The sequence below is a fragment of the Pseudomonas sp. YY-1 genome (assembly GCF_002843095.1).
GTDB lineage: Bacteria > Pseudomonadota > Gammaproteobacteria > Pseudomonadales > Pseudomonadaceae > Aquipseudomonas > Aquipseudomonas sediminis_A.
In genome coordinates this window covers 129,107-150,226 of record NZ_PJLX01000012.1, presented here as the reverse complement: position 1 = coordinate 150,226, position 21,120 = coordinate 129,107, and the positions used below count along the sequence as shown (strand labels likewise).

Genomic DNA, 21,120 nt, shown 5'->3' with positions numbered 1-21,120 from the left:
CGAAGGCATCAGCGGTAAACCGTTCGTCGGCTCGTCGCCTTGGAAATGAACCAAAGACTTTTCCTGACAGTCCGTCTCCGGGATGGGCAGGAGGCTCGTTTCCGATGCAATGCCTTGATTCGGAAGGGCTTCCGCGTAAAGGCCAATCACCAGGATCACTGGGTTTGAATAAGTTCTTCATGTCATTTTGCCTGGGAGGCGCTCTTTTACTGGGAATTTGTACCCAAGCCTCCGCCACCTTTCGTATCCATACCCTTCCTGCCACCGCGCCAGCGGTTGCGCCAAAACCGTCCAGCGAAGTGATCGACCGCGCCCTGGGCGCGTTGGGCACGCCTTACCGCTGGGGTGGTACCAGCCTGCGCCACGGTTTCGATTGCAGCGGCCTGGTGCAATACGCCTTCAAGACTCAGGACGACCTCGACCTGCCGCGCACCTCCCGCGCGCTGTCGCGCCTGGACGCGCCCTCGGTGAAACGCAGCGACCTGCAGCCGGGCGATTTGCTGTTCTTCCGCATTCGCAGCCGCTCGGTGGATCACGTGGCCATCTACATCGGTGAGGGCCGCTTCGTCCACGCGCCGCGCCGTGGCACCAACGTGCGTATCGACTTCCTCAACAACTCGTATTGGCAGCGGCATTTCCAGCTGGCCAAGCGGGTGGTGCCGGAAGCCTGAGTCAGCGGCGGCGCGACCTTCCATCCGAGCGGTTTGGTCATCTGCGGGAAAACCTATCCCGCGGGTCAACAACGCGCTAGAATGCGCGCCGCTCGCGGCCATGTCGGCTGCGGCAGTGGGTTCCCTAACCCCACTCCATGAAAAAGGACATCGACATGACCCTGATTCCTGCGTCGGTCAGTCGGCCCGTGCTGGCCGGCCTGATCGCCTTCCATATCGTCATCATCATCGCCAGCAACTACCTGGTGCAGCTGCCGATCACCCTGTTCGGCTGGCATACCACCTGGGGTGCGTTCAGCTTTCCGTTCATCTTCCTGGCCACCGATCTCACCGTGCGCCTGATCGGCAAGCATTCCGCGCGGGTGGTGATTGCCCGCGTGATGCTGCCGGCGCTGGTGGCCTCCTACGTGGTGTCGGTGATGTTCCATGAAGGGGTATTCGGCGGTCTGGCGACGCTGGGCGAATTCAACCTGTTCGTCTTTCGCATCGCCGTGGCCAGTTTCCTGGCCTACGCCTTCGGCCAGTTGCTCGATATCCAGGTGTTCGACCGCCTGCGCAAGATGCGTCAGTGGTGGGTCGCGCCGACGGCCTCGACCATCTTCGGCAATCTGCTCGATACCTTCCTGTTCTTCTCGGTGGCGTTCTGGCGCAGCGACGATCCGTTCATGGCCGCCAACTGGGTGGAGATCGCCACCGTGGACTACGTGATCAAGCTGGCCATCAGCCTGATCCTCTTCGTGCCGTTGTACGGCATGCTGCTCAGTGCCATCGTGCGGGCCTTGCCGCAGCGCACTGCCACGGCGTGATGCTCACTCGCCGCTGAAGCGCCTCCCACGGTGGCCAAGTATGTGGGAGGGGCTTTACCCGAGTGCCGCCGTCAAGGCATGACGGGCGCCCCAGAAATCTTCTGTTCCGGCTGATCCTTCAGAAAAAACTGCGGTAACGCCTGCCCGGCTTGGAAAAAATGCCAAGCCGCCCTTCCCTAGCATGTCTCCCATGCCCATCGGCCCGGAGACACCGCCATGCCCCTCGACCATCCCCTGCTGTTCAAATCGCTGTGCTATGTCGACGGTCACTGGCTGCACAGTGACGACGGCGCCAGCATCGCCGTGCACAACCCTGCCGACCAGAGCGTGATCGGCCATGTGCCGATGCTCGGTGAGCCGCAGATCGTTGCCGCAGTGGACGCCGCCCAGCGTGCCTTCGCCGACTGGCGCGAGCAGAGCCTGGAAACCCGAGCGGCGTTGCTGCGGCGCTGGGCCGAACTGATCCTGCAGCATCAGGAAGACCTGGCGCGCATTCTCAGCCTTGAACAGGGCAAGCCGCTGGCCGAAGCCCGTGGCGAGATCCGTTACGCCGCCAGCTTTATCCCCTGGTTCGCCGAGGAGGCGCGCCGGCTCTACGGCCAGACAATCCCCAGCCATATCCCAGGTGCTCAGCTCGGTACGGTGAAGGAGCCGGTGGGCGTCTGTGCCCTGCTCACGCCGTGGAATTTCCCCAGCGCGATGATCACCCGCAAGGCCGCCGCGGCGCTGGCCGCCGGCTGTACCGTGGTGGTCAAACCGGCGCACGAGACGCCCTATTCCGCCTTTGCCCTGGCGCAATTGGCCGAGGAGGCCGGCTTGCCAGCCGGTGTGTTCAACGTGGTATTGGGTGAACCGCAGATGGCCATGGAAACCCTGGTCAAAGATACCCGTGTGCGCTCGGTGAGCTTCACCGGCTCGACTCGCGTCGGCAAGCTGGTGCTACAGGCGGCTGCTGAGGATGTGAAGAAGGTGGCGCTGGAACTGGGCGGCAATGCGCCGCTGATCGTTTGCGCCGATGCCGATCTCGATCACGCCGTGCAGGTGGCGCTGGATGCCAAGTTCCAGACCTCCGGCCAGGACTGCTGCGCCGCCAACCGTATTCTGGTCGAGCGCCCCATTTATGAAGAATTTCTACAGCGCTTCGCCAAGGCCGTGCGCGGCCTGCGCGTCGGCCCTGGGCATGACGCGCGCAACCAGATCGGTCCGCTGATGCACCAGGCTGCGCTGGACGTGACGGCCGCACGGGTTGCCGATGCCATCGAACAGGGCGCGCGCCTGCTGGCCGGTGGCGAACCGCATGCGCTGGGCGGTTGGTTCTGGCAGCCGACGCTGCTGGCCGACGTCACTGACAGCATGCGCATCTACCGCGAGGAGAACTTCGCCCCCATCGCCGGCGTGCGCGCCTTCGACACCCTGGACGAAGCCGTGGCCATGGCCAACGACACCGAATACGGCCTGGCTGCCTACATTTGTTCCAACCGCGTGGATGTCGTCCACCCGCTGATCCGTCGCCTCGACCACGCCATGGTCGCGGTCAACGGCACCAAATTCACCGGCCACCCGATCCCCTTCGGTGGCATGAAAGCCTCCGGCCTCGGCCGCGAGGGCGGTACGGAAGGCTTCGAGCCCTTCGTCGAAACCAAATACTTCTGCATTCATCATCAGGGCCAGCGCTACTGAGCCAAACCGGAGGATTTTCCATGAGCCATTACGACGAGTTGTTCGCCCAGGACCGTGCCCACTTCATGCACCCGTCCACCCACGCTCACGACCACGCCAGCGGCGCACTCAAGGGGCGTATCATCACCGGCGCTTCCGGCATCCGTATTCGCGACCACGAAGGCCGCGAGCTGCTCGATGCATTCGCTGGCCTGTACTGCGTGAACATCGGCTACGGGCGTACCGAAGTGGCCGAGGCCATCTACAAGCAGGCCAAGGAGCTGGCTTACTACCACACCTACGTCGGCCACTCGACAGAGGCCATCATCGAGCTGTCGGCGCGCATCATCGATTGGGCGCCCAAGGGGATGAAGAAGGTCTACTACGGCCTGTCCGGCTCGGACGCCAACGAGACCCAGATCAAGCTGGTGCGCTACTACAACAACGTGCTCGGCCGCCCGGCGAAGAAGAAGATCATCTCCCGCCAGCGCGGCTACCACGGCTCGGGCATCATGACTGGCAGCCTCACCGGCCTGGCCAGCTTTCATCAGCACTTCGACCTGCCTCACGCGGATATCAAACACGCCGCCTGCCCGCACTTTTACAAGGCTCCGGCCGGCATGGATGAAGCGGCTTTCGTGCGCCATTGCGCCGAGGATCTGGAGCGTCTGATCCTGGCTGAAGGCCCGGACACCGTGGCCGCCTTCATCGGTGAGCCGGTGATGGGCACCGGCGGCATCATCGTCCCACCCACTGGTTACTGGCAGGCCATCCAGGCCGTGCTGGCCAAGTACGACATTCTGCTGATCGCCGACGAGGTGGTCTGCGCCTTCGGCCGTCTGGGCACGCCGATGGGCAGCCAGATGTTCGGCATGCAGCCGGACCTGATCACCACCGCCAAGGGCCTGACCAGTGCCTACGCGCCGCTGTCGGCAGTGATCGTCGGCGAGAAGGTGTGGAACGTGATCGACGAGGCTTCCAGTCGCGATGGCGCAATGGGCCATGGCTGGACCTACTCCGGTCATCCGATCTGCGCCGCGGCTGCGCTGGCCAACCTAGATATTCTCGAAAAGGAAAATATCTCCGCCAACGCCGCCGATGTCGGCGCCTACCTCAACCAGCAACTGCGCCAGACCTTCGAAGGTCATCCCTTGGTGGGCGAAGTGCGCGGTGTCGGCATGCTCGCGGCGCTGGAGTTCATGGCTGACAAGGAGGCGCGCACGCCATTCGATGCCGCGCTCAAGGTCGGCCCGCGCGTCTCTGCTGCCTGCCTGGAGCGCGGCATGATCGCCCGCGCCATGCCGCACGGCGACATCCTCGGCTTCGCCCCGCCGCTGGTACTTACCAAGGCTGAGGCGGACGAGGTAGTGGGGATCGCCAAGGCGGCGGTGGATGCGGTGGCCAGCGAGGTGCTCTGAGATCTACCGCTGGAAGGACTTCAGCCATGAAGGCTGAAGTCCTTCTCCAGCAGGCCATTGAAAAACGTAGGCGAGGCAGACTGGCCTAGGCAAAAACAGCCGAAAAAGCGGAGTTTACGAGCTGTAAATGAGCATTTTGAGGCTGTTTTTAACGACGGCCAGGCAACGCAGATAGTTTTTCAACAGCCTGCTAGCTTGGTGCGCACGGCGCACCCTACAACACCGCTGTGAACCGTAGGGTGCGCCGTGCGCACCGAGTCGATCAGCGTTGCTTGTCCAGCTTGCGCAGAAACACGCTCATTTCCTTCTCGGCCTGCTTGTCGCCCTTGGCCTGGGCGGCAGCGATGCCCTGCTGCCAGGCCTGGCGTGCGCCGTCGTGGTCGCCGTCGACCTGTAGCGCCTTGCCCAGCAGTTTCCACGCCGCTGAATAGGCCGGGTCGAATTCCACGCAGCGTTGCAGGTGCTCGGCCGCCTGCACCGCATTGCCGCCATCCAGGTGGGCTTTGCCCAGGCCGAAGCGCAGCAGGGCATTGTCCATGCCTTTGGCCAACATCTTTTCCAGTGCCTCAGTGCTCACAGGGAGTCTCCTTCGTCGGCCTCGCTGGTGTCGATTGTAGGAGCGAGCTCTGCTCGCGAATCTCAGGCGCTCGAAACGCTTCGCGAGCAGAGCTCGCTCCTACGAAATTTGTCTTTTATAGCTTCAGAAGAACGTCAGACCGGCCTGGAACAGGCGCTCGACGTCGCGGATGTACTTCTTGTCGACCAGGAACAGGATCACGTGGTCGCCGGACTCGATCACCGTGTCGTCGTGGGCGATCAGCACCTGTTCGTCGCGGATGATGGCGCCGATGGTGGTGCTCGGTGGCAGGGCGATGTCTTCGATGGCGCGGCCGATCACCTTGCTCGATTTGGCATCGCCATGGGCGATCACTTCCAGCGCCTCGGCGGCGCCACGGCGCAGGCTGTGCACGCTTTCGATATCGCCACGGCGCACGTGGGTCAGCAGGGTACCGATGGTGGCCAACTGCGGGCTGATGGCGATGTCGATCTCGCCACCCTGGACCAGGTCTACATAGGCCGGGTTATTGATGATGGTCATCACCTTGCGCGCGCCCAGGCGCTTGGCCAACAGCGACGACATGATGTTGGCCTCGTCGTCGTTGGTCAGGGCGAGGAAGATGTCGGCATCGTTGATGTTCTCTTCCACCAGCAGGTCGCGATCCGAGGCGCTGCCCTGCAGCACGATGGTGCTGTCGAGGTTCTCCGACAGGTAGCGGCAGCGCGCCGGGTTCATCTCGATGATCTTCACCTGGTAGCGGCTTTCGATGGCTTCGGCCAGGCGTTCGCCGATGTTGCCGCCACCGGCGATCACCACGCGCTTGTAGCTGTCCTCGAGACGACGCATCTCGCTCATCACCGCGCGGATGTGCGCCTTGGCGGCGATGAAGAACACTTCGTCATCGGCCTCGATCACGGTGTCGCCCTTGGGCATGATCGGTCGATTGCGGCGGAAGATCGCCGCGACGCGGGTGTCGACGTTAGGCATGTGCTGGCGCAACTGGCGCAGCTGCTGACCCACCAGCGGGCCACCGTAGTAGGCCTTGACCGCCACCAGCTGCGCCTTGCCTTCGGCGAAGTCGATCACCTGCAGGGCGCCGGGGTATTCGATCAGGCGCTTGATGTAGTTGGTCACCACCTGCTCGGGGCTGATCAGCACGTCGACCGGAATCGCTTCGTTGTCGAACAGCGCCTCGCGGGTCAGGTAGGCGGCCTCACGCACCCGGGCGATCTTGGTCGGTGTGTGGAACAGGGTATAGGCCACCTGGCAGGCCATCATGTTGACTTCGTCGCTGTTGGTCACCGCCACCAACATGTCGGCATCGTCAGCGCCGGCCTGGCGTAGCACGGTGGGGAAGGAGCCCTTGCCCTGTACAGTACGGATATCCAGGCGGTCGCCGAGGTCGCGCAGGCGATCACCATCGGTGTCGACCACGGTGATGTCGTTGGCCTCGCTGGCGAGGTGTTCCGCCAGGGTGCCGCCCACTTGGCCGGCGCCGAGAATGATGATTTTCACCGATACGCTCCGTTGGAAATATTGGCAACCGTCACTCCCGCGAAGGCGGGAGCCCAGGTGCTTCGGTTTTCTGGGTTCCCGCCTTCGCGGGACAGCGCTTGCGCTGAACGCACTTTAGTGTGGCCCGAATAGGGCGAGCGCAGCGAGTAATGACGACTATTTCAGAGTACCTGTGGCCTTTTGAACAGCTTGGCATAGTAGAAGCCGTCGTGGCCGTCCAGCTGTGGCAGCAGTTGGCGGCCGTGCGCCGGCTGCAGGCCGAAATCGCCGTCGATGGTGACTTCCTGCGCATCCGCGGTGCGGGCCAGAAACGCGGCGATGGTCTCGCTGTTTTCCGTCGGCAGCACCGAGCAAGTGGCGTAAAGCAGGATTCCGCCGGGCGCGAGGGTCGGCCACAGCGCATCGAGCAGTTCGCCCTGCAACTGCGCCAGGGCGGGAATGTCCTCGGGCTTGCGGGTCAGCTTGATATCCGGGTGGCGGCGAATCACGCCGGTGGCCGAGCAGGGCGCATCGAGCAGGATGCGCTGGAATGGCCGGCCGTCCCACCAGGCGCCGGTATCGCGGCCGTCGGCGGCGATCAGCGTGGCTTCCAGATGCAGGCGGTCGAGATTCTCGCGTACGCGCGCCAGGCGCTTGGCTTCCAGATCCACGGCGACCACTTCGCTGAGTCCCGGCTCGACTTCCAGCAGGTGACAGGTCTTGCCGCCCGGCGCGGCGCAGGCGTCCAGCACACGTTGGCCAGGCGCCAGCTCGAGCAGGTCGGCGGCCAGTTGCGCAGCTTCGTCCTGGACGCTGACGCGGCCGTCCTTGAAGCCGGGCAGGGTGGTCACGTCGCAGGGTTGCAGCAAGCGCACGCCGTCACGGCTGAAAGCGCAGGGCTCGGCATCGATGCCGGCGTCGCGCAGTTCGGTGAGGTACGCGTCACGGCTGCTGTGACGGCGATTGACCCGCAGGATCAGCGGCGGATGCGCGTTGTTGGCGGCGCAGATAGCTTGCCAGTGCTCGGGCCAGAAGGCCTTGAGCTGTTTTTGCAGCCAGCGCGGGTGCGCGGTGTGCAGCACCGGATCGCGATCGAGCTCGGCGTACAACACCTCATGCTCGCGCTGGGCACGGCGCAGTACGGCGTTGAGCAGTCCCTTGGCCCAGGGCTTCTTCAGCGCGCCGGCGCAGCCGACTGTCTCGCCGATGGCGGCATGTTCGGGGATGCGGCTGTGCAGCAACTGATAGAGGCCGATCAGCAGCAGCGCTTCCACATCTTTGTCGGCGGCCTTGAAGGGTTTTTCCAGCAGTTTCTCGGCCAACAGTTGCAGGCGCGGCTGCCAGCGTGCGGCGCCGAAGGCCAGATCCTGTGCCAGGGCGCGGTCGTGGTGCTCGACCTTGTCCAGTTGCGGCGGCAGGCTGCTTCCCAGAGAAGCCTTGCCGGAGAGCACGGCGGTCAGGGCGCGTGCGGCGGCCAGGCGCGGGTTCATTGACCGAGTACCAGACCGGGGGCGAACTGCTCACGGCGGCTGTTATACAGGTCGGTGAAGGCCAGCGGCTTGCCGCCGGGCAGCTGCAGGCGAGTCAGGCGCAGCGCGCCTTCGCCGCAGGCCACGGTCAGGCCCTGCTTGTCGGCGGCGAGAATGCTGCCCGGCTCGCCCTTGCCTTCGCCGATCTCGGCCGCATGCACTTTCAGCGCATCGCCGTTCAGCGTGGTGTGGCAAATCGGCCAGGGATGGAAGGCGCGCACCAGGCGCTCCAGTTCCACGGCCGGGCGGCTGAAGTCGAGGCGCGCCTCATCCTTGTTCAGTTTGTGTGCGTAGTTGGCCAGGGCATCGTCCTGCACTTCGCCCTTCAGCGTACCGGCAGCCAGGCCGTCGATGGCTTGCAGCACCGCCTGCGGACCAAGCTGGGCGAGGCGGTCATGCAGGCTGCCGCCGGTATCGTCAGCACTGATCGGCGTGCTCACCTTGAGCAGCATCGGTCCGGTGTCCAGGCCCGCTTCCATTTGCATCACGGTGACGCCACTCTCGGCATCGCCGGCCTGCACCGCGCGCTGGATCGGCGCTGCGCCACGCCAGCGTGGCAGCAAGGAGGCGTGACTGTTGATGCATCCCAGGCGCGGGGTGTCGAGCACCACCTGCGGCAGGATCAGGCCATAGGCGACCACCACCATCAGATCCGGCTGCAATGCCGCCAGCTCGGCCTGCGCCTCTTCATTACGCAAGCTGGCCGGTTGGTAGACCGGGATGCCGTGCTCGACGGCGAGTTGCTTGACCGGGCTCGGCATCAGCTTCTGGCCGCGACCTGCCGGGCGATCCGGCTGGGTGTAGACGGCAATGATCTGGTGCGGGCTGGTCAGCAGGGCCTTGAGGTGTTCGGCGGCGAATTCCGGGGTGCCGGCAAAGACGATACGCATAGGGCAGTCACCAAAGAAAAAGGCTTGCCGTGGCAAGCCTTTCGGGTAATCGGAGGTCAGGCGCGCTGGCGATGCTGCTTTTCCAGCTTCTTCTTGATGCGGTCGCGCTTGAGGTTGGACAGGTAATCGACGAACAGCTTGCCGTTGAGGTGATCGCACTCATGCTGGATGCACACGGCAAGCAAGCCTTCGGCGATCAGCTCGTAGGGCTGGCCATCGCGATCCAGCGCCTTGATCTTGACCTTCTGTGGGCGATCGACGTTCTCGTAGAAGCCGGGCACCGACAGGCAGCCTTCCTGGTACTGGTCCATCTCGTCGGTCAGCGACTCGAACTCGGGGTTGATGAACACCCGCGGTACGGACTTGTCCTCGGACAGGTCCATGACCACCACGCGCTTGTGCACGTTGACCTGCGTCGCCGCCAGGCCGATACCGGGTGCGTCATACATGGTCTCGAACATGTCGTCGACCAGTTGACGGATGGAGTCATCCACGACGTCCACCGGTTTGGCGATGGTACGCAGGCGTGGATCAGGAAATTCGAGGATATTCAGGATCGCCATATGCGTTTGTGATGCACTTGTGGAATAAAGTCAAAATCCGCTGCTAAGATGATGAACAGCATTGAAAAACGGCTTCACGCCGCGTATTCAGCGGGTTTGGCACGCGGCGCTAGGGCGCTTCACGTGAAGGCACATAATAAAGGGATTCACCGTATGAGGAAATCACTACTCGCCCTGCTCTTTGCAGCGGGCGGACTGGCCCTGACCAGCTTGGCTCAGGCCGAAGTGCAACTCAAGGACGGTCACCCGGACCGCTACACAGTGGTCAAGGGCGATACCCTCTGGGACATTTCCGGCAAGTTCCTGCGCCAGCCGTGGAAATGGCCGGAGATCTGGCACGCCAACCCGCAGGTGGCGAACCCGCACCTGATCTATCCCGGCGATACCCTCAATCTGGTCTACGTGGACGGTCAGCCGCGCCTGATGCTCAACCGCGGCGAGTCCCGCGGCACCATCAAGCTGTCGCCGCAGGTACGAAGCACGCCGATGGCCGAAGCGATCCCGACCATCCCGCTGGAGGCGATCAACAGCTTCCTGCTGAGCAACCGTATCGTCGACACTCCGGAAGAATTCAACGGCAAGCCTTATGTTGTCGCCGGCAACGCTGAGCGCGTGGTCAGCGGCGCTGGTGATCGCGTTTACGCCCGCGGCGAGTTCGACGAACAGAACCCTGTCTACGGTATCTTCCGTCAGGGCAAAACCTACGTGGACCCTGAAACTCAGGAATTCCTCGGCATCAACGCCGATGACGTCGGCTCTGGCGAGATCGTGGCCGAAGAAGGGGATGTGGGTACGCTGCTGCTCAAGCGCTCGACTCAGGAAGTACGCCTGGGAGATCGCCTGTTCCCCACCGAGGAGCGTGCGATCAACTCCACCTTCATGCCTAGCGAGCCGATCACCGACATCGATGGTTTGATTCTCGATGTACCGCGTGGCGTCAGCCAGATTGGTCAGTTCGATGTTGTCACCCTGAACAAGGGGATACGCGATGGCCTGGAGATCGGCAACGTGCTGGCGGTGTTCAAGACCGGCGAGACCGTACGTGACCGCGTTACTGGCGAAAACGTGAAAATCCCGGACGAGCGTTCCGGCCTGCTGATGGTGTTCCGCACCTATGACAAGCTCAGCTATGGCCTGGTACTGCAGGCCAGCCGCCAGCTGGCGGTGATGGACAAGGTCCGCAACCCGTAATACCCAACGAGCCCCGCACTAGCGGGGCTCGTGCTTTCAGGCCGCCAGGATGGCGGTGCAACTGCTCAGGGACGAATCGCCATGCCTGCATCCTCCTCGCTTTCCCCCGCCATCTCTCCTGCCGAACTCGAAGCTCGTCTGCGTCTGCATCTGTTGCCGGAGCTGGGGCCGCGGCGTTTTCGCAAACTCCTGAGTGCGTTCGACAGTGCTTCAGCTGCGCTCAGTGCGCCGGCCAGCGCCTGGCGTGCGTTGGGGTTGCCGGCAGCCTGCGCCGAGCCCCGGCGCAATGCGGAAATCCGCGAGCGAGCGGCTACCGCCCTGCAATGGCTGGACGAGCCTGGTCAGCATGTGCTGATGTGGGACGATCCAGGCTACCCGGCTCTGCTCGGCGAGTTGGCGGATGCGCCGCCGCTGTTGTTCGTAGCGGGCGAGCCGAGCGTGCTGGAGGCGCCGCAACTGGCCATGGTCGGCAGTCGGCGGGCCTCGCAGCCAGGCCTGGATAACGCGCGTGCCTTCGCCCGTAGCCTGGCGGGCGGCGGTTTCGTCATCACCAGTGGTCTGGCCTTGGGGATCGATGGTGCTGCACATCAGGGGGCGCTGGAAAGCGGCGGCAAAACGGTGGCCGTGCTGGGCACCGGTTTGCAGTGTCTGTATCCGCGGCGGCATGTGAGGCTGGCGGCGCAGATCAGCGAGCAAGGCGGTGCGCTGGTCTCCGAGCTGCCGCTGGACTGTCCGCCGCAGGCGAGTAACTTCCCGCGGCGCAACAGGATCATCAGCGGTCTTTCATTGGGTGTGCTGGTGGTCGAGGCCAGCCCGTCCAGTGGTTCGCTGATCACCGCACGCCTGGCTGCCGAACAGGGGCGTGAGGTCTATGCCATCCCCGGATCGATCCATCACCCTGGCGCGCGTGGCTGCCATCAGCTGATTCGTGATGGCGCCACCCTGGTGGAAAGCATCGAGCATATCCTCGAAGCCCTGCGTGGCTGGCAGGCGCCAGCCGTTCAGCCCACATCGGCGCCGCTCGCTGGCGTCGAGCATCCATTGCTGGCCTTGCTGCATGCCGCGCCGCATAGCACAGAGGCGCTGATGCAGGCCAGCGGTTGGCCACTGGCTGAGGTGCTGGGAGCTTTGACCGAACTGGAGCTCGATGGCCTGGTGTGCAACGAGTCTGGGCGTTGGATGGCGCGCAGTCGTTAACAGTCTGTTAAGGCCCGTGGCAGGTCGCGATTGGCTTGGATAGACTGCCGCCCATTGATTCCGCGGGAGACAGGCGATGGCCAGCAACTGGCAGATACAGCAAACGGCGCGAGTGGTGCGCGAGGGCGGCGTGATCGCCTATCCGACCGAGGCAGTCTGGGGCCTGGGCTGCGATCCCTGGAACGAAGAGGCGGTGTATCGTCTTTTGGCGCTCAAGGAGCGGCCGATGCGCAAGGGGCTGATTCTGGTTGCCGATGACATCGAACAGTTCGATTTTCTTCTCGATGATCTGCCAGAGGTCTGGCAGGAGCGCCTGGCTGGTAGCTGGCCAGGCCCGAATACCTGGCTAGTGCCGCATCAGAATCGTCTGCCCGAGTGGGTCACGGGCGAGCACGACAGCGTTGCCCTGCGCGTCAGTGATCATCCGTTGGTACGTGCGCTGTGCCGCTACACCGGGCCGCTGATTTCTACCTCGGCCAACCCGGCTGGGCGTCCTTCGGCGCGTTCGCGCCTGCGCGTCGAACAGTACTTCCCCGGTGAACTGGACAAGGTGCTCGGCGGCGCACTGGGCGGGCGCAAGAACCCTAGCCTGATTCGTGACCTGCGCACGGGCGATGTGATTCGCCCGTCCTGAAACATGAAATCGTGTAGGAGCGGCTCTGCTCGCGAAGCGTTTGCAGGGGCCGGGTTCGCGAGCAGAGCTCGCTCCTACGCTTACGGCAGCAAGATGGTCGAGCCAGTGGTCTGCCGTGAACTCAGTGCATCCTGCGCGGCGGCGGCGTCCTTCAGTGCGTAGCGGTTGCTGATTTCCACCTGCAGCTTGCCGCTGGCGATCATGCCGAACAGATCATCGGCCATGGCCTGCAGACGCTGTGCGTTGGTGGCGTAGCCGGCCAGGGTCGGACGCGTGACGTAGAGCGAGCCCTTCTGCGCCAGAATTCCCAGGTTCACCCCGGTTACCGCGCCGGATGCATTGCCGAAGCTGACCAGCAGGCCGCGTGGCGCCACGCAGTCCAGCGAAGTTTCCCAGGTGTCCTTGCCGACGCCGTCGTAGACCACCGGGCACTTGGCGCCGTCGGTCAGCTCCAGCACCCGCTGCACGACGTTCTCATGGCTGTAATCGATGGTCGCCCAGGCACCCTGCTCCTTGGCGCGCGCCGCCTTTTCCGCCGAGCTGACGGTGCCGATCAGCTTCACCCCCAGCGCCTTGGCCCATTGGCAGGCGAAGGAGCCGACGCCACCAGCGGCGGCATGGAACAGGATGGTCTCGCCGCCCTTGAGCTCATAGGTCTGGCGCAACAGGTACTGCACGGTCAGGCCCTTGAGCATTACCGCCGCGGCCTGCTCGAAGCTGATGCTGTCCGGCAGTTTCACCAGTTTGTCGGCGGGCAGTACGTGTAGCTCGCTGTAGGCACCCAGCGGGCCGGTGGCATAGGCGACGCGATCGCCGACTTTGAAGCCTTCGACTTCGCTGCCGACGGCTTCGACCACGCCGGCGCCTTCGGTACCCAGGCTCGACGGCAGCGCCGGTGGTTGATACAGGCCGCTGCGGAAATAGGTGTCGATGAAGTTCAGACCGATGGCCTGGTTGGCGACCCGTACTTCGCGCGGGCCTGGCGCTGCCGGCTGATAGTCACGGTATTGCAGCACGTCGCTGCCGCCGTGCTGGCTGAACTGAATACGCTTGGACATCTCGGATTCCTTGTCTGCTCGAGCCGCTGCTAACGGCGAAAGGGTCTATCCAATCGTCTCGTTTGACCGACGTCAACTGCGGATGTGCCTGGGTGAATGCTATGCTGCCCGCCGATTTCGACCTGCTCTCTGTTCAAGGTGCCGCCGTGACTGATCGTACCGAGGCCGTGAAGGCCTACCTGCTCGACCTGCAAGACCGCATCTGCTCTGCCCTGCAAGCCGAAGACGGCCAGGCTGTGTTCGCCGAGGACGCCTGGCAGCGTCCGGCCGGTGGTGGCGGGCGTACGCGGGTGATCGAGAACGGCGCGCTGATCGAAAAAGGCGGGGTGAATTTCTCCCACGTGTTCGGCGACAGCCTGCCTCCCTCGGCCAGTGCCCACCGTCCCGAACTCGCAGGGCGCGGCTTTCAGGCGCTCGGTGTGTCGCTGGTGATCCACCCGGAAAACCCCTACGTGCCGACCTCGCACGCCAACGTACGTTTCTTCAGCGCCGAGAAGGAAGGCGAAGAGCCGGTGTGGTGGTTCGGTGGTGGTTTCGACCTCACGCCCTACTACGCCAATGAAGAAGACTGCGTGCACTGGCACCAGGTCGCGCACGACGCCTGCGCGCCGTTCGGTGCCGAGGTCTATCCCAAGTTCAAGGCCTGGTGCGACCGCTACTTCCACCTCAAGCATCGCGGTGAGCCGCGTGGCATCGGTGGGTTGTTCTTCGACGACCTCAACGAGTGGGATTTCGACACCAGCTTCGCCTTCATGCGTGCCATTGGCGATGCCTATATCCAGGCCTACCTGCCCATCGTCCAGCGCCGCAAGCTGACCCCGTTCGGTGAGCGCGAGCGCGAGTTCCAGGCCTTTCGCCGCGGCCGCTACGTCGAGTTTAACCTGGTGTTCGACCGTGGCACGCTGTTCGGCCTGCAGTCCGGCGGGCGTACCGAGTCGATCCTCATGTCGCTGCCACCGCACGTGCGCTGGGGTTACGACTGGAAGCCCGAGCCGGGCAGCGAGGAAGCTCGCCTGACCGAGTATTTCCTGACCGATCGTGATTGGCTGGCGCGGGCCTAGCTTCCATTCTCTCTTGTAGGAGCTGCGCCCCGCAGCGAATGACGGCGGCGTGTGCTACCGCGGCGAAGCAAAGGCTTCGCCCCGAGGCGGGGCTCCTACAGGGTGGCGTCAGTTTCGTAGATTTCTACCGTTACAGGACTTTCCATGGACAGCTACTGCGTCTTCGGCAACCCCATCGGCCACAGCAAATCACCGCTGATCCACCGCCTGTTCGCCGAGCAGACTGGCCAGGTGCTCGACTACCAGGCACGCCTGGCTCCGCTGGACGATTTCACTGGCAATGCCCTCGCCTTCTTCACTGACGGCCTGGGCGGCAACGTCACCGTGCCGTTCAAGGAGGAGGCCTTCCGCCTCTGCGACGCACTCACCGAGCGTGCGCGCCGCGCCGGTGCGGTGAACACGCTGAAGAAACTCGAGGACGGTCGCCTGCTGGGTGACAACACCGATGGTGCCGGCCTGACCCGCGACCTTCAGGACAACGCTAGCTTCAGCCTGGCGGGCAAGCGCGTGTTGCTGCTCGGTGCGGGTGGCGCTGCGCGTGGCGTGCTCGAGCCCTTCCTGGCGCAGCAGCCGGCGGTGCTGGTGATCGCCAACCGTACCGTGGCCAAGGCCGAGCAACTGGTGCGTGAATTCGCTGATCTCGGTCCGCTGGTCGCCGCTGGCTTCGACTGGATCGATGCGCCGGTGGACCTGATCGTCAACGGCACTTCCGCCAGTCTCGGTGGTGAGTTGCCGCCGATTGCGCCGAGCCTGATCCAGCCCGGTCATACCGTCTGCTACGACATGATGTACGCCAAGGAACCGACCGCCTTCAATCGCTGGGCCTCCGAGCAGGGTGCGGCGCGCTGCCTGGACGGCCTGGGCATGCTGGTTGAGCAGGCCGCCGAGGCGTTCGAGCTGTGGCGCGGCGTACGCCCGGACACTGCGCCGGTGCTGGCCGAGCTGCGTCGCCAACTGGCCTGCTGAACTTCCCGAAGTTCGTGCAGAGCGCCGCTGCGTAGGGTGGGTTAGGCGCATGTCGCAACCCGCAAGTTCCGACGCGCCGTAACCCACCATTAGTGTCACGCGGGAGGATCGCCCGGTGGCTTACGCGGCGCGCCATCACCGTGCTGTCAGGTCGTTCGGGGATTGCGCCGCTAACCCACCCTACTGGTTAGACACCGGTCACTCAATCCTCGAACAACACCGGGCAGCGCTCGGCGCCTTCCAGCTTGAGGATTTCTTCCACCACCTGCGGTCGTGCCTGGCGCAGCACCAGGCTGCGCTTCAGCGCCTGCAGGCGGCGCGCCTCCTGGTGCAGCATCTCCACGCCTGCGTAGTCGATGAAGTTGATGTGCCGCGCGTCGATTACCAGGCGCTGCCCGCGGCTGCGCTGCAGCAATTGCTGGATGTACTGGCAGGCGCCGAAGAAGATCGAACCGTCGATGCGCAGCACCTCGTCATCACCGTCATGCCACAGGCGCACGCGTGGCTGCGAGGTGCGCTTGAGGTAGAAGAACAGCGAGGCCAGCACGCCGGCATAAATCGCCGTCTGCAGCTCCAGCACCAGGGTGGCGGTGAAGGTCAGCAGCATCACCATGAACTCGGCGCGGCTGACCTTGCGCAGTGCACGGATCGCTGGCAGATCCACCAGACCCCAGCAGATCAGCAGGATACCGGCGGCCATTACTGGCAACGGGATATGCGTCAGCAGTGCCGTACCGAACACCGCGAACAGCGCCACCAGCAGCGCCGAGAACACCCCGGCCAGCGGCGTGCGTGCGCCGGCCTGCAGGTTCAGCGCCGAGCGGGTGAAGGAGCCGGCCGACAGCGACGCGGAAAACCACGGCCCGAGCATGTTCGACAGGCCCTGAGCGCGTACTTCCTGGTTGGCATCTAGGAACTGGTGCGATTTCACCGCGAGCGCGCGGGCGATGGACAGGCTGGTGACCAGCCCGAGCATGCCGCAGGCCACCGCTGCCGGTAGCAGGCGCAGCACGTCGTCTAGGTCGAAGCTCAACAGGGTCAAAGGCGGCAGACCACCTTCGAACGGCGCCACCAGGGCGATTTCAGCGGTGAAACGTGCCGGCAGCAACCAGGCCAGCAGGCTGCCACAGATCAGGCCGATCAGCAGTGCAGGCAACTTTGGCCAGAGCTGCCGCACCATCAGGCTGAGCAGCAGGGTGAAGGCCGCCAGGGCCACGCTGGGCCAATGCGCCTGCGGCAGGTGCTGGCCGATCTGCAGCAGGCTGGTCAGCGCCGTGGGCTGGCTGGTGACCTCGACGCCGAGTAGATTGGGCATCTGCCCGATGGCGATCACCAGGGCCGCGCCGAGGGTAAAACCGAGCACCACCGACTGCGAGATGAAGTTCACCAGGGCGCCGAAGCGCAGCAGGCCGAGCAGCCACTGGAACAGCCCGGCAAGAAAGGTCAGCAGCAGGATCAGGGCGATGAATTCGTCGCTGCCGATGCGTGCCATGGGGCTGACGCTGGTGAACAGGACGATGGAGATGGCTGCGGTCGGCCCGCAGATCAGGTGCCAGGAGGAGCCCCACAGGCAGGCGATGATCACCGGCACGATGGCCGCGTACAGGCCGTACTCAGCCGGCAATCCGGCGATCAGCGCGTAGGCCAGCGACTGCGGCAGAGCCAGGATGGCGCCGGTCAGGCCCACCAGCAGGTCATTGCCGAGGGTCTTGCGGCTGGTGCCAGGCAACCAGCGGAGAAACGGCAGCAGGGTCTGTCGGTCAGGTAGGCGCATGGTTCGGGTCGAGGGTGGGCCGTGGGCGACTCCACCCTACTCACTTGCCGCGGTTAATTCAAAGCCGCGCCTTCACGGCGGCCAGGCCGTCGCCACCGTCGCGGGTGGTCACGCCGTCCAGCCAGCCATCGAGCACCTGCGGGTTGGCCTGCAGCCAGGCCTTGATCGCGGCGTCGTTGCTGGCCTGTTTGCTCAGCACCTGATCCATGATGCTGTTCTCCATCTCCTGGGTGAAGGCGAGGTTGCTCAGCAGCTTGCCGACGTTGGGACACTGCGCGGCATAACCCTTGCGCGCCAGGGTGTTGACCTCGCCGCTGTCGCCGAAATATTTCTCGCCGCCTTTCAGGTACTTCATGTCGTACTGCACGTTCATCGGGTGCGGGGTCCAGCCGAGGAAGACCACGAACTGATCGCGTTTCACCGCGCGGCCGACCTGCACCAGCATCGCCTGTTCGCTGGACTCCACCAGCTTCCAGTCACCCAGGCCGAACTCGTCGGCGGCGATCATCTGTTTGATCGACTCGTTGGCCGGCGAGCCGGAGGCGATGCCGTAGAGTTTCTTGCCGAACTTGTCGGCGTGCTTGTCCAGATCGGCGAAGGTCTTCACCCCGGCCTCATAGGCATAGGTCGGGACCGCCAGGGTGTACTCGGTGCCTGCGAGGTTCTGCGCCAGTTTGTCCACTTCGCCGCTGGCGACGAACTTGTCGTAGTTGCTCTGCTGCGCCGGCATCCAGTTGCCGAGGAAGACGTCGACTTGGCCCTTCTGCAGGCCGGCAAAGATGATCGGCACGGCCAGGGTCTGGCTTTCCGCTTTGTAGCCCAGGCCGTCGAGCAGGAAGCTGGCGATGCCGTTGGTCACGGCGATGTCGCTCCAGCCCGGGTCACCTAGCTTGACCGTGGCACAGGCGGCGTCCTCGGCCCAGACGTTGCCGGCACTGGTGAGCGCTGCGGTGAGTAGTAGCACGCTGAATCGGTTCATGGCGTCTCTCCTTTTTTCTTCTGTTTTGGGGGCGGCAGTAGGCAAAGGTTCATACCTGCGGAAAACGGGCGCGGCGTTCCAGGTCATCGAGATCGATATGGTTGCGCATGTACTGTTGGCTGGCGTCGACCCAGGGCTGATGATCCCAACTGGTCAATTTGCCCTGGCTCAGGGCCTCAGCGACAAATCGGCGGCGGCGCTGGCTGGCCAGGGTGGCTACGTGGATCGCCGGGATGTCCCAGCGTTCGCGGGCTTCGGCCAGGAAACCGGCGAGGATGCCCTTGTGCTCGCTGGACTCGGCCAGGTTCTGACGCTCCAGCGGGTCATTGTCCAGATTGAACAGCAGCAGCGGGTCCTGCTCGGAATAGACGAATTTCCAGGGACCGCGGCGGATCATCATCAGCGGGCTGACCGTGCCTTCGGCCATGTACTCGCCGAGCACTTCGTCGTGGCCGCCCTTGCCTTGCAGGTGCGGCAGCAGCGAGTGGCCCTCCAGCTCCAGCCCCTGCTCGACCTGGCCACCGGCCAACTCCAGCAGCGTCGGCAAGAGATCGAGGGTTGAGACGGACTGGCTGACCCGGTGCGCGGCGAAGCGTTTCGGCGCGTGTACCAGCAGCGGCACGCGGGCGGACATCTCGAACCAGTGCATCTTGTACCAGAGGCCGCGCTCGCCAAGCATGTCGCCATGGTCGCCGGAGAAGACGATCAGGGTGTCCTCCGCCAGGCCGCACTCTTCCAGGGTCTTCAGCAGCTTGCCTATGTTGTCATCGATGTAGCTGCAAGCGCCGAAATAGGCGCGCCGGGCGTCGCGAATCTTGTCCTCGGGCAGCGGCTTGTCCCACAGGTCGATGACCTTGAGGATGCGCTGCGAGTGCGGGTCCTGCTCGGCCTGCTCGATGTATTGCTGCGGTAGGGGAATGTCCACATCCTCGTAGCGATCCCAGTATTCGCGCGGGATGGTGTAGGGATCGTGCGGGTGCGTCATCGACACGGTCAGACAGAACGGCTGATCCGGTGTCATGCGCACATGGTCGTAGAGGTACTGGCGCGCCTTGAACACCACCTCCTCGTCGAAATCCAGCTGGTTGCTGCGCACGCACGGGCCGGCCTGCAGCACTGAGGACATGTTGTGGTACCAACTGGCGCGCACGTCCGGCTCGTCCCAGTTCACCACCCAGCCGTAGTCGGCCGGGTAGATGTCGCTGGTCAGGCGTTCTTCGTAGCCGTGCAACTGGTCGGGGCCGCAAAAGTGCATCTTGCCCGACAGCGCCGTGCGATAGCCGAGGCGGCGCAGGTAGTGGGCGTAGGTCGGTACATCGGCGGGGAAATCGGCGGCGTTATCGTAGGCGCCGATCTTCGATGGCAGCCGGCCGCTGACCAGGGTGAAGCGCGACGGCGCACAGAGCGGGCTGTTGCAGTAGGCCGAGTCGAACACCACGGCCTGTTCGGCCAGCTTCATCAGATTGGGCATCTGCACCGGCGAGGCCGCGTCGTGCAGCGGCAGGATCGGCGCGGCCATCTGGTCGGCCATGATGAAGAGGATGTTCGGGCGCTTCATGGTGGCGGGTATTCCATATTGTTGGTTTATGCGACAGTGCTGGCTCCATGATTCCGGTAGAACGACAGCAGGGTAAACCCAGCTGCGACACATGCCTCGGATAAGCAGAGCTTATGTATAAAGCTATCGATGGGTTGTCGCTCGACGCACTGCGGGTGTTCGAGTCGGCCGCGCGCCAGCTCAGTTTCACCGCCGCCGCCAGCGAACTGGGCAGTAGCCAGCCGGCCATTAGCCAGCAGATCAAGCGTCTGGAGCAGCAACTGGCCACCCGTCTGTTCGACCGCGTCTATCGCGGGATCGTGCTGACCGAGGCCGGTGAGCTGTTGCTGGCCCATGTACAGGAGGGGCTGGCCAGCCTCGATGCCGGGCTCGTCGCTGTCACCGCACGGCAGCAGCATGAGGTGCTGCAGGTGGCCACCGACTTCGCCTTCGCCGCTTACTGGTTGATGCCCCGCTTGCAGCGCTTCAATCGGCTGTACCCGGATCTGGACGTCAGCCTGATCACCAGCGAGCGTGACCCGGCCACGGTACCCAGCGACATCGACGTGGCGATCCGCTTCGGTGACGGCCGTTTCAAGCACGGTGAGGCACACCTGCTGTTTCGCGAGGAGGTGTTCCCGGTGTGCAGCCCGCGCCTGCTCGGCGAGCGTCAGCCGCCGTTGCCGGTTTCAGCGCTGGTCGACCTGCCGCTGCTGCACCTGCGGCCCGAGCACCGTTCGCGCTGGTTTGACTGGGATGGTCTGTTTCGCGCGCTGGGTATCGCCAGCCTGCCAACGCCCGGCGCGCTGCGTTTCGACAACTACACCCTACTGATCCAGGCGGCCATCGCCGGTCAAGGCGTGGCCATCGGCTGGCGCCATCTGGTGGATGAACTTCTGGCTCAGGGGCTGCTCTGTCGTCTGGGTGATGCCGAGGCGCATTCGGCACTTGGCTATTACCTGGTACTACCCGAGCGCAAGCGTCGTCAGCGCCTGACCGCGCGTTTCGTCGACTGGTTGCAGGCTGAGCTGGATTCGTCGGCAGCGAGCGTTTGATCGGGCCATACTGCAACAGCGAGACGTGAGTCTCTATACTGTTCGCCGCCGCTCTAGCCGGTCGTTTTTATCACCTGCC

At 64.2% G+C, this 21,120-nt stretch carries 19 protein-coding genes; 10 read left to right on the top strand and 9 right to left on the bottom strand.

Features of this window, described 5'->3' with window-relative positions:
- The first annotated feature begins 299 nt into the window (after positions 1-299).
- The 4 genes from CXP40_RS17435 to CXP40_RS17420 all read left to right on the top strand — a co-directional run bounded on the left by CXP40_RS17435 (position 300) and on the right by CXP40_RS17420 (position 4,554).
- The gene (locus tag CXP40_RS17435; RefSeq protein ID WP_371916968.1) at positions 300-671 is read left to right on the top strand and encodes a C40 family peptidase; all 372 of its coding nucleotides are present in this window, start codon (positions 300-302) and stop codon (positions 669-671) included.
- A 155-nt stretch (positions 672-826) separates the two neighbouring features.
- Positions 827-1,477 (top strand): 7-cyano-7-deazaguanine/7-aminomethyl-7-deazaguanine transporter, encoded by a 651-nt coding sequence (locus CXP40_RS17430; RefSeq protein WP_106734786.1) that lies wholly within the window; start codon positions 827-829, stop codon positions 1,475-1,477.
- A gap of 216 nt (positions 1,478-1,693) precedes the next feature.
- Positions 1,694-3,157: an NAD-dependent succinate-semialdehyde dehydrogenase gene (locus tag CXP40_RS17425; protein WP_106734785.1), complete on the top strand. Its 1,464-nt coding sequence runs from the start codon at positions 1,694-1,696 to the stop codon at positions 3,155-3,157.
- A gap of 20 nt (positions 3,158-3,177) precedes the next feature.
- Positions 3,178-4,554 carry an aspartate aminotransferase family protein gene (locus CXP40_RS17420; RefSeq protein WP_106734784.1) on the top strand — a complete coding sequence of 459 codons (1,377 nt, stop codon included), beginning with the start codon at positions 3,178-3,180 and terminating at the stop codon, positions 4,552-4,554.
- A 262-nt stretch (positions 4,555-4,816) separates the two neighbouring features.
- Here the strand turns inward: CXP40_RS17420 and CXP40_RS17415 are convergent, their stop codons facing one another.
- The 5 genes from CXP40_RS17415 to def form a co-directional block, all read right to left on the bottom strand.
- Positions 4,817-5,131: a tetratricopeptide repeat protein gene (locus tag CXP40_RS17415; RefSeq protein WP_106734783.1), complete on the bottom strand. Its 315-nt coding sequence runs from the start codon at positions 5,129-5,131 to the stop codon at positions 4,817-4,819.
- Positions 5,132-5,254: 123 nt separating this feature from the next.
- Positions 5,255-6,628, bottom strand: coding sequence for a Trk system potassium transporter TrkA (gene trkA, locus CXP40_RS17410; RefSeq protein ID WP_017676312.1), 1,374 nt, complete (start codon positions 6,626-6,628; stop codon positions 5,255-5,257).
- Between the two features lie 161 nt (positions 6,629-6,789).
- Positions 6,790-8,097, bottom strand: a complete 1,308-nt coding sequence (gene rsmB / locus CXP40_RS17405; RefSeq protein WP_106734782.1) for a 16S rRNA (cytosine(967)-C(5))-methyltransferase RsmB — start codon at positions 8,095-8,097, stop codon at positions 6,790-6,792.
- Positions 8,094-9,026: a methionyl-tRNA formyltransferase gene (fmt, locus tag CXP40_RS17400; RefSeq protein WP_106734781.1), complete on the bottom strand. Its 933-nt coding sequence runs from the start codon at positions 9,024-9,026 to the stop codon at positions 8,094-8,096. The genes rsmB and fmt overlap by 4 nt, the downstream gene beginning before the upstream one ends.
- A 56-nt stretch (positions 9,027-9,082) precedes the next feature.
- On the bottom strand, positions 9,083-9,589 hold the full coding sequence (def, locus tag CXP40_RS17395; RefSeq protein WP_106734780.1) for a peptide deformylase: 507 nt from the start codon (positions 9,587-9,589) through the stop codon (positions 9,083-9,085).
- 153 nt (positions 9,590-9,742) lie between these two features.
- Between def and CXP40_RS17390 the strand changes: the two genes are divergently transcribed.
- The 3 genes from CXP40_RS17390 to CXP40_RS17380 all read left to right on the top strand — a co-directional run bounded on the left by CXP40_RS17390 (position 9,743) and on the right by CXP40_RS17380 (position 12,611).
- Positions 9,743-10,780: a LysM peptidoglycan-binding domain-containing protein gene (locus tag CXP40_RS17390; RefSeq protein WP_106734779.1), complete on the top strand. Its 1,038-nt coding sequence runs from the start codon at positions 9,743-9,745 to the stop codon at positions 10,778-10,780.
- Between the two features lie 81 nt (positions 10,781-10,861).
- Complete coding sequence (dprA, locus tag CXP40_RS17385) at positions 10,862-11,977, top strand: DNA-processing protein DprA (protein WP_106734778.1); 1,116 nt, start codon at positions 10,862-10,864, stop codon at positions 11,975-11,977.
- Positions 11,978-12,053: 76 nt separating this feature from the next.
- On the top strand, positions 12,054-12,611 hold the full coding sequence (locus CXP40_RS17380) for an L-threonylcarbamoyladenylate synthase (protein WP_106734777.1): 558 nt from the start codon (positions 12,054-12,056) through the stop codon (positions 12,609-12,611).
- An 80-nt stretch (positions 12,612-12,691) separates the two neighbouring features.
- Here CXP40_RS17380 and CXP40_RS17375 read toward each other — a convergent pair whose 3' ends face one another.
- Positions 12,692-13,669 carry an NADPH:quinone reductase gene (locus CXP40_RS17375; protein ID WP_106734776.1) on the bottom strand — a complete coding sequence of 326 codons (978 nt, stop codon included), beginning with the start codon at positions 13,667-13,669 and terminating at the stop codon, positions 12,692-12,694.
- A 146-nt stretch (positions 13,670-13,815) separates the two neighbouring features.
- Between CXP40_RS17375 and hemF the strand changes: the two genes are divergently transcribed.
- Together hemF and aroE are read left to right on the top strand one after the other, a co-directional pair.
- Complete coding sequence (gene hemF, locus CXP40_RS17370; RefSeq protein WP_106734813.1) at positions 13,816-14,730, top strand: oxygen-dependent coproporphyrinogen oxidase; 915 nt, start codon at positions 13,816-13,818, stop codon at positions 14,728-14,730.
- Positions 14,731-14,874: 144 nt separating this feature from the next.
- Positions 14,875-15,696, top strand: a complete 822-nt coding sequence (gene aroE, locus CXP40_RS17365; RefSeq protein WP_106734775.1) for a shikimate dehydrogenase — start codon at positions 14,875-14,877, stop codon at positions 15,694-15,696.
- A 202-nt stretch (positions 15,697-15,898) separates the two neighbouring features.
- On the opposite strand, the gene CXP40_RS17360 is transcribed toward aroE, so the two are convergent.
- From CXP40_RS17360 to betC, 3 genes are read right to left on the bottom strand one after another with little or no spacing between them, the layout of a single operon-like run.
- Positions 15,899-17,470 (bottom strand): SulP family inorganic anion transporter, encoded by a 1,572-nt coding sequence (locus CXP40_RS17360; RefSeq protein WP_106734774.1) that lies wholly within the window; start codon positions 17,468-17,470, stop codon positions 15,899-15,901.
- Positions 17,471-17,528: 58 nt separating this feature from the next.
- On the bottom strand, positions 17,529-18,449 hold the full coding sequence (choX, locus tag CXP40_RS17355) for a choline ABC transporter substrate-binding protein (RefSeq protein WP_106734773.1): 921 nt from the start codon (positions 18,447-18,449) through the stop codon (positions 17,529-17,531).
- 49 nt (positions 18,450-18,498) lie between these two features.
- Positions 18,499-20,007, bottom strand: a complete 1,509-nt coding sequence (betC, locus tag CXP40_RS17350) for a choline-sulfatase (RefSeq protein WP_106734772.1) — start codon at positions 20,005-20,007, stop codon at positions 18,499-18,501.
- Between the two features lie 113 nt (positions 20,008-20,120).
- Here betC and CXP40_RS17345 point away from each other — a divergent pair, with 113 nt between their 5' ends.
- Positions 20,121-21,041: a LysR family transcriptional regulator gene (locus CXP40_RS17345; RefSeq protein WP_106734771.1), complete on the top strand. Its 921-nt coding sequence runs from the start codon at positions 20,121-20,123 to the stop codon at positions 21,039-21,041.
- The last annotated feature ends 79 nt before the right edge of the window (positions 21,042-21,120 follow it).

What these genes read in the sequence shown, in the direction of transcription:
- CXP40_RS17430 (WP_106734786.1), top strand. Translation starts at nt 827, where the DNA reads ATGACCCTGATTCCTGCGTCGGTCAGTCGGCCCGTGCTGGCCGGCCTG.
- CXP40_RS17425 (WP_106734785.1), top strand. Translation starts at nt 1,694, where the DNA reads ATGCCCCTCGACCATCCCCTGCTGTTCAAATCGCTGTGCTATGTCGAC.
- CXP40_RS17420 (WP_106734784.1), top strand. Translation starts at nt 3,178, where the DNA reads ATGAGCCATTACGACGAGTTGTTCGCCCAGGACCGTGCCCACTTCATG.
- rsmB (WP_106734782.1), bottom strand. Translation starts at nt 8,097, where the DNA reads ATGAACCCGCGCCTGGCCGCCGCACGCGCCCTGACCGCCGTGCTCTCC.
- fmt (WP_106734781.1), bottom strand. Translation starts at nt 9,026, where the DNA reads ATGCGTATCGTCTTTGCCGGCACCCCGGAATTCGCCGCCGAACACCTC.
- def (WP_106734780.1), bottom strand. Translation starts at nt 9,589, where the DNA reads ATGGCGATCCTGAATATCCTCGAATTTCCTGATCCACGCCTGCGTACC.
- CXP40_RS17390 (WP_106734779.1), top strand. Translation starts at nt 9,743, where the DNA reads ATGAGGAAATCACTACTCGCCCTGCTCTTTGCAGCGGGCGGACTGGCC.
- dprA (WP_106734778.1), top strand. Translation starts at nt 10,862, where the DNA reads ATGCCTGCATCCTCCTCGCTTTCCCCCGCCATCTCTCCTGCCGAACTC.
- CXP40_RS17380 (WP_106734777.1), top strand. Translation starts at nt 12,054, where the DNA reads ATGGCCAGCAACTGGCAGATACAGCAAACGGCGCGAGTGGTGCGCGAG.
- CXP40_RS17375 (WP_106734776.1), bottom strand. Translation starts at nt 13,669, where the DNA reads ATGTCCAAGCGTATTCAGTTCAGCCAGCACGGCGGCAGCGACGTGCTG.
- aroE (WP_106734775.1), top strand. Translation starts at nt 14,875, where the DNA reads ATGGACAGCTACTGCGTCTTCGGCAACCCCATCGGCCACAGCAAATCA.
- CXP40_RS17360 (WP_106734774.1), bottom strand. Translation starts at nt 17,470, where the DNA reads ATGCGCCTACCTGACCGACAGACCCTGCTGCCGTTTCTCCGCTGGTTG.
- choX (WP_106734773.1), bottom strand. Translation starts at nt 18,449, where the DNA reads ATGAACCGATTCAGCGTGCTACTACTCACCGCAGCGCTCACCAGTGCC.
- betC (WP_106734772.1), bottom strand. Translation starts at nt 20,007, where the DNA reads ATGAAGCGCCCGAACATCCTCTTCATCATGGCCGACCAGATGGCCGCG.
- CXP40_RS17345 (WP_106734771.1), top strand. Translation starts at nt 20,121, where the DNA reads ATGTATAAAGCTATCGATGGGTTGTCGCTCGACGCACTGCGGGTGTTC.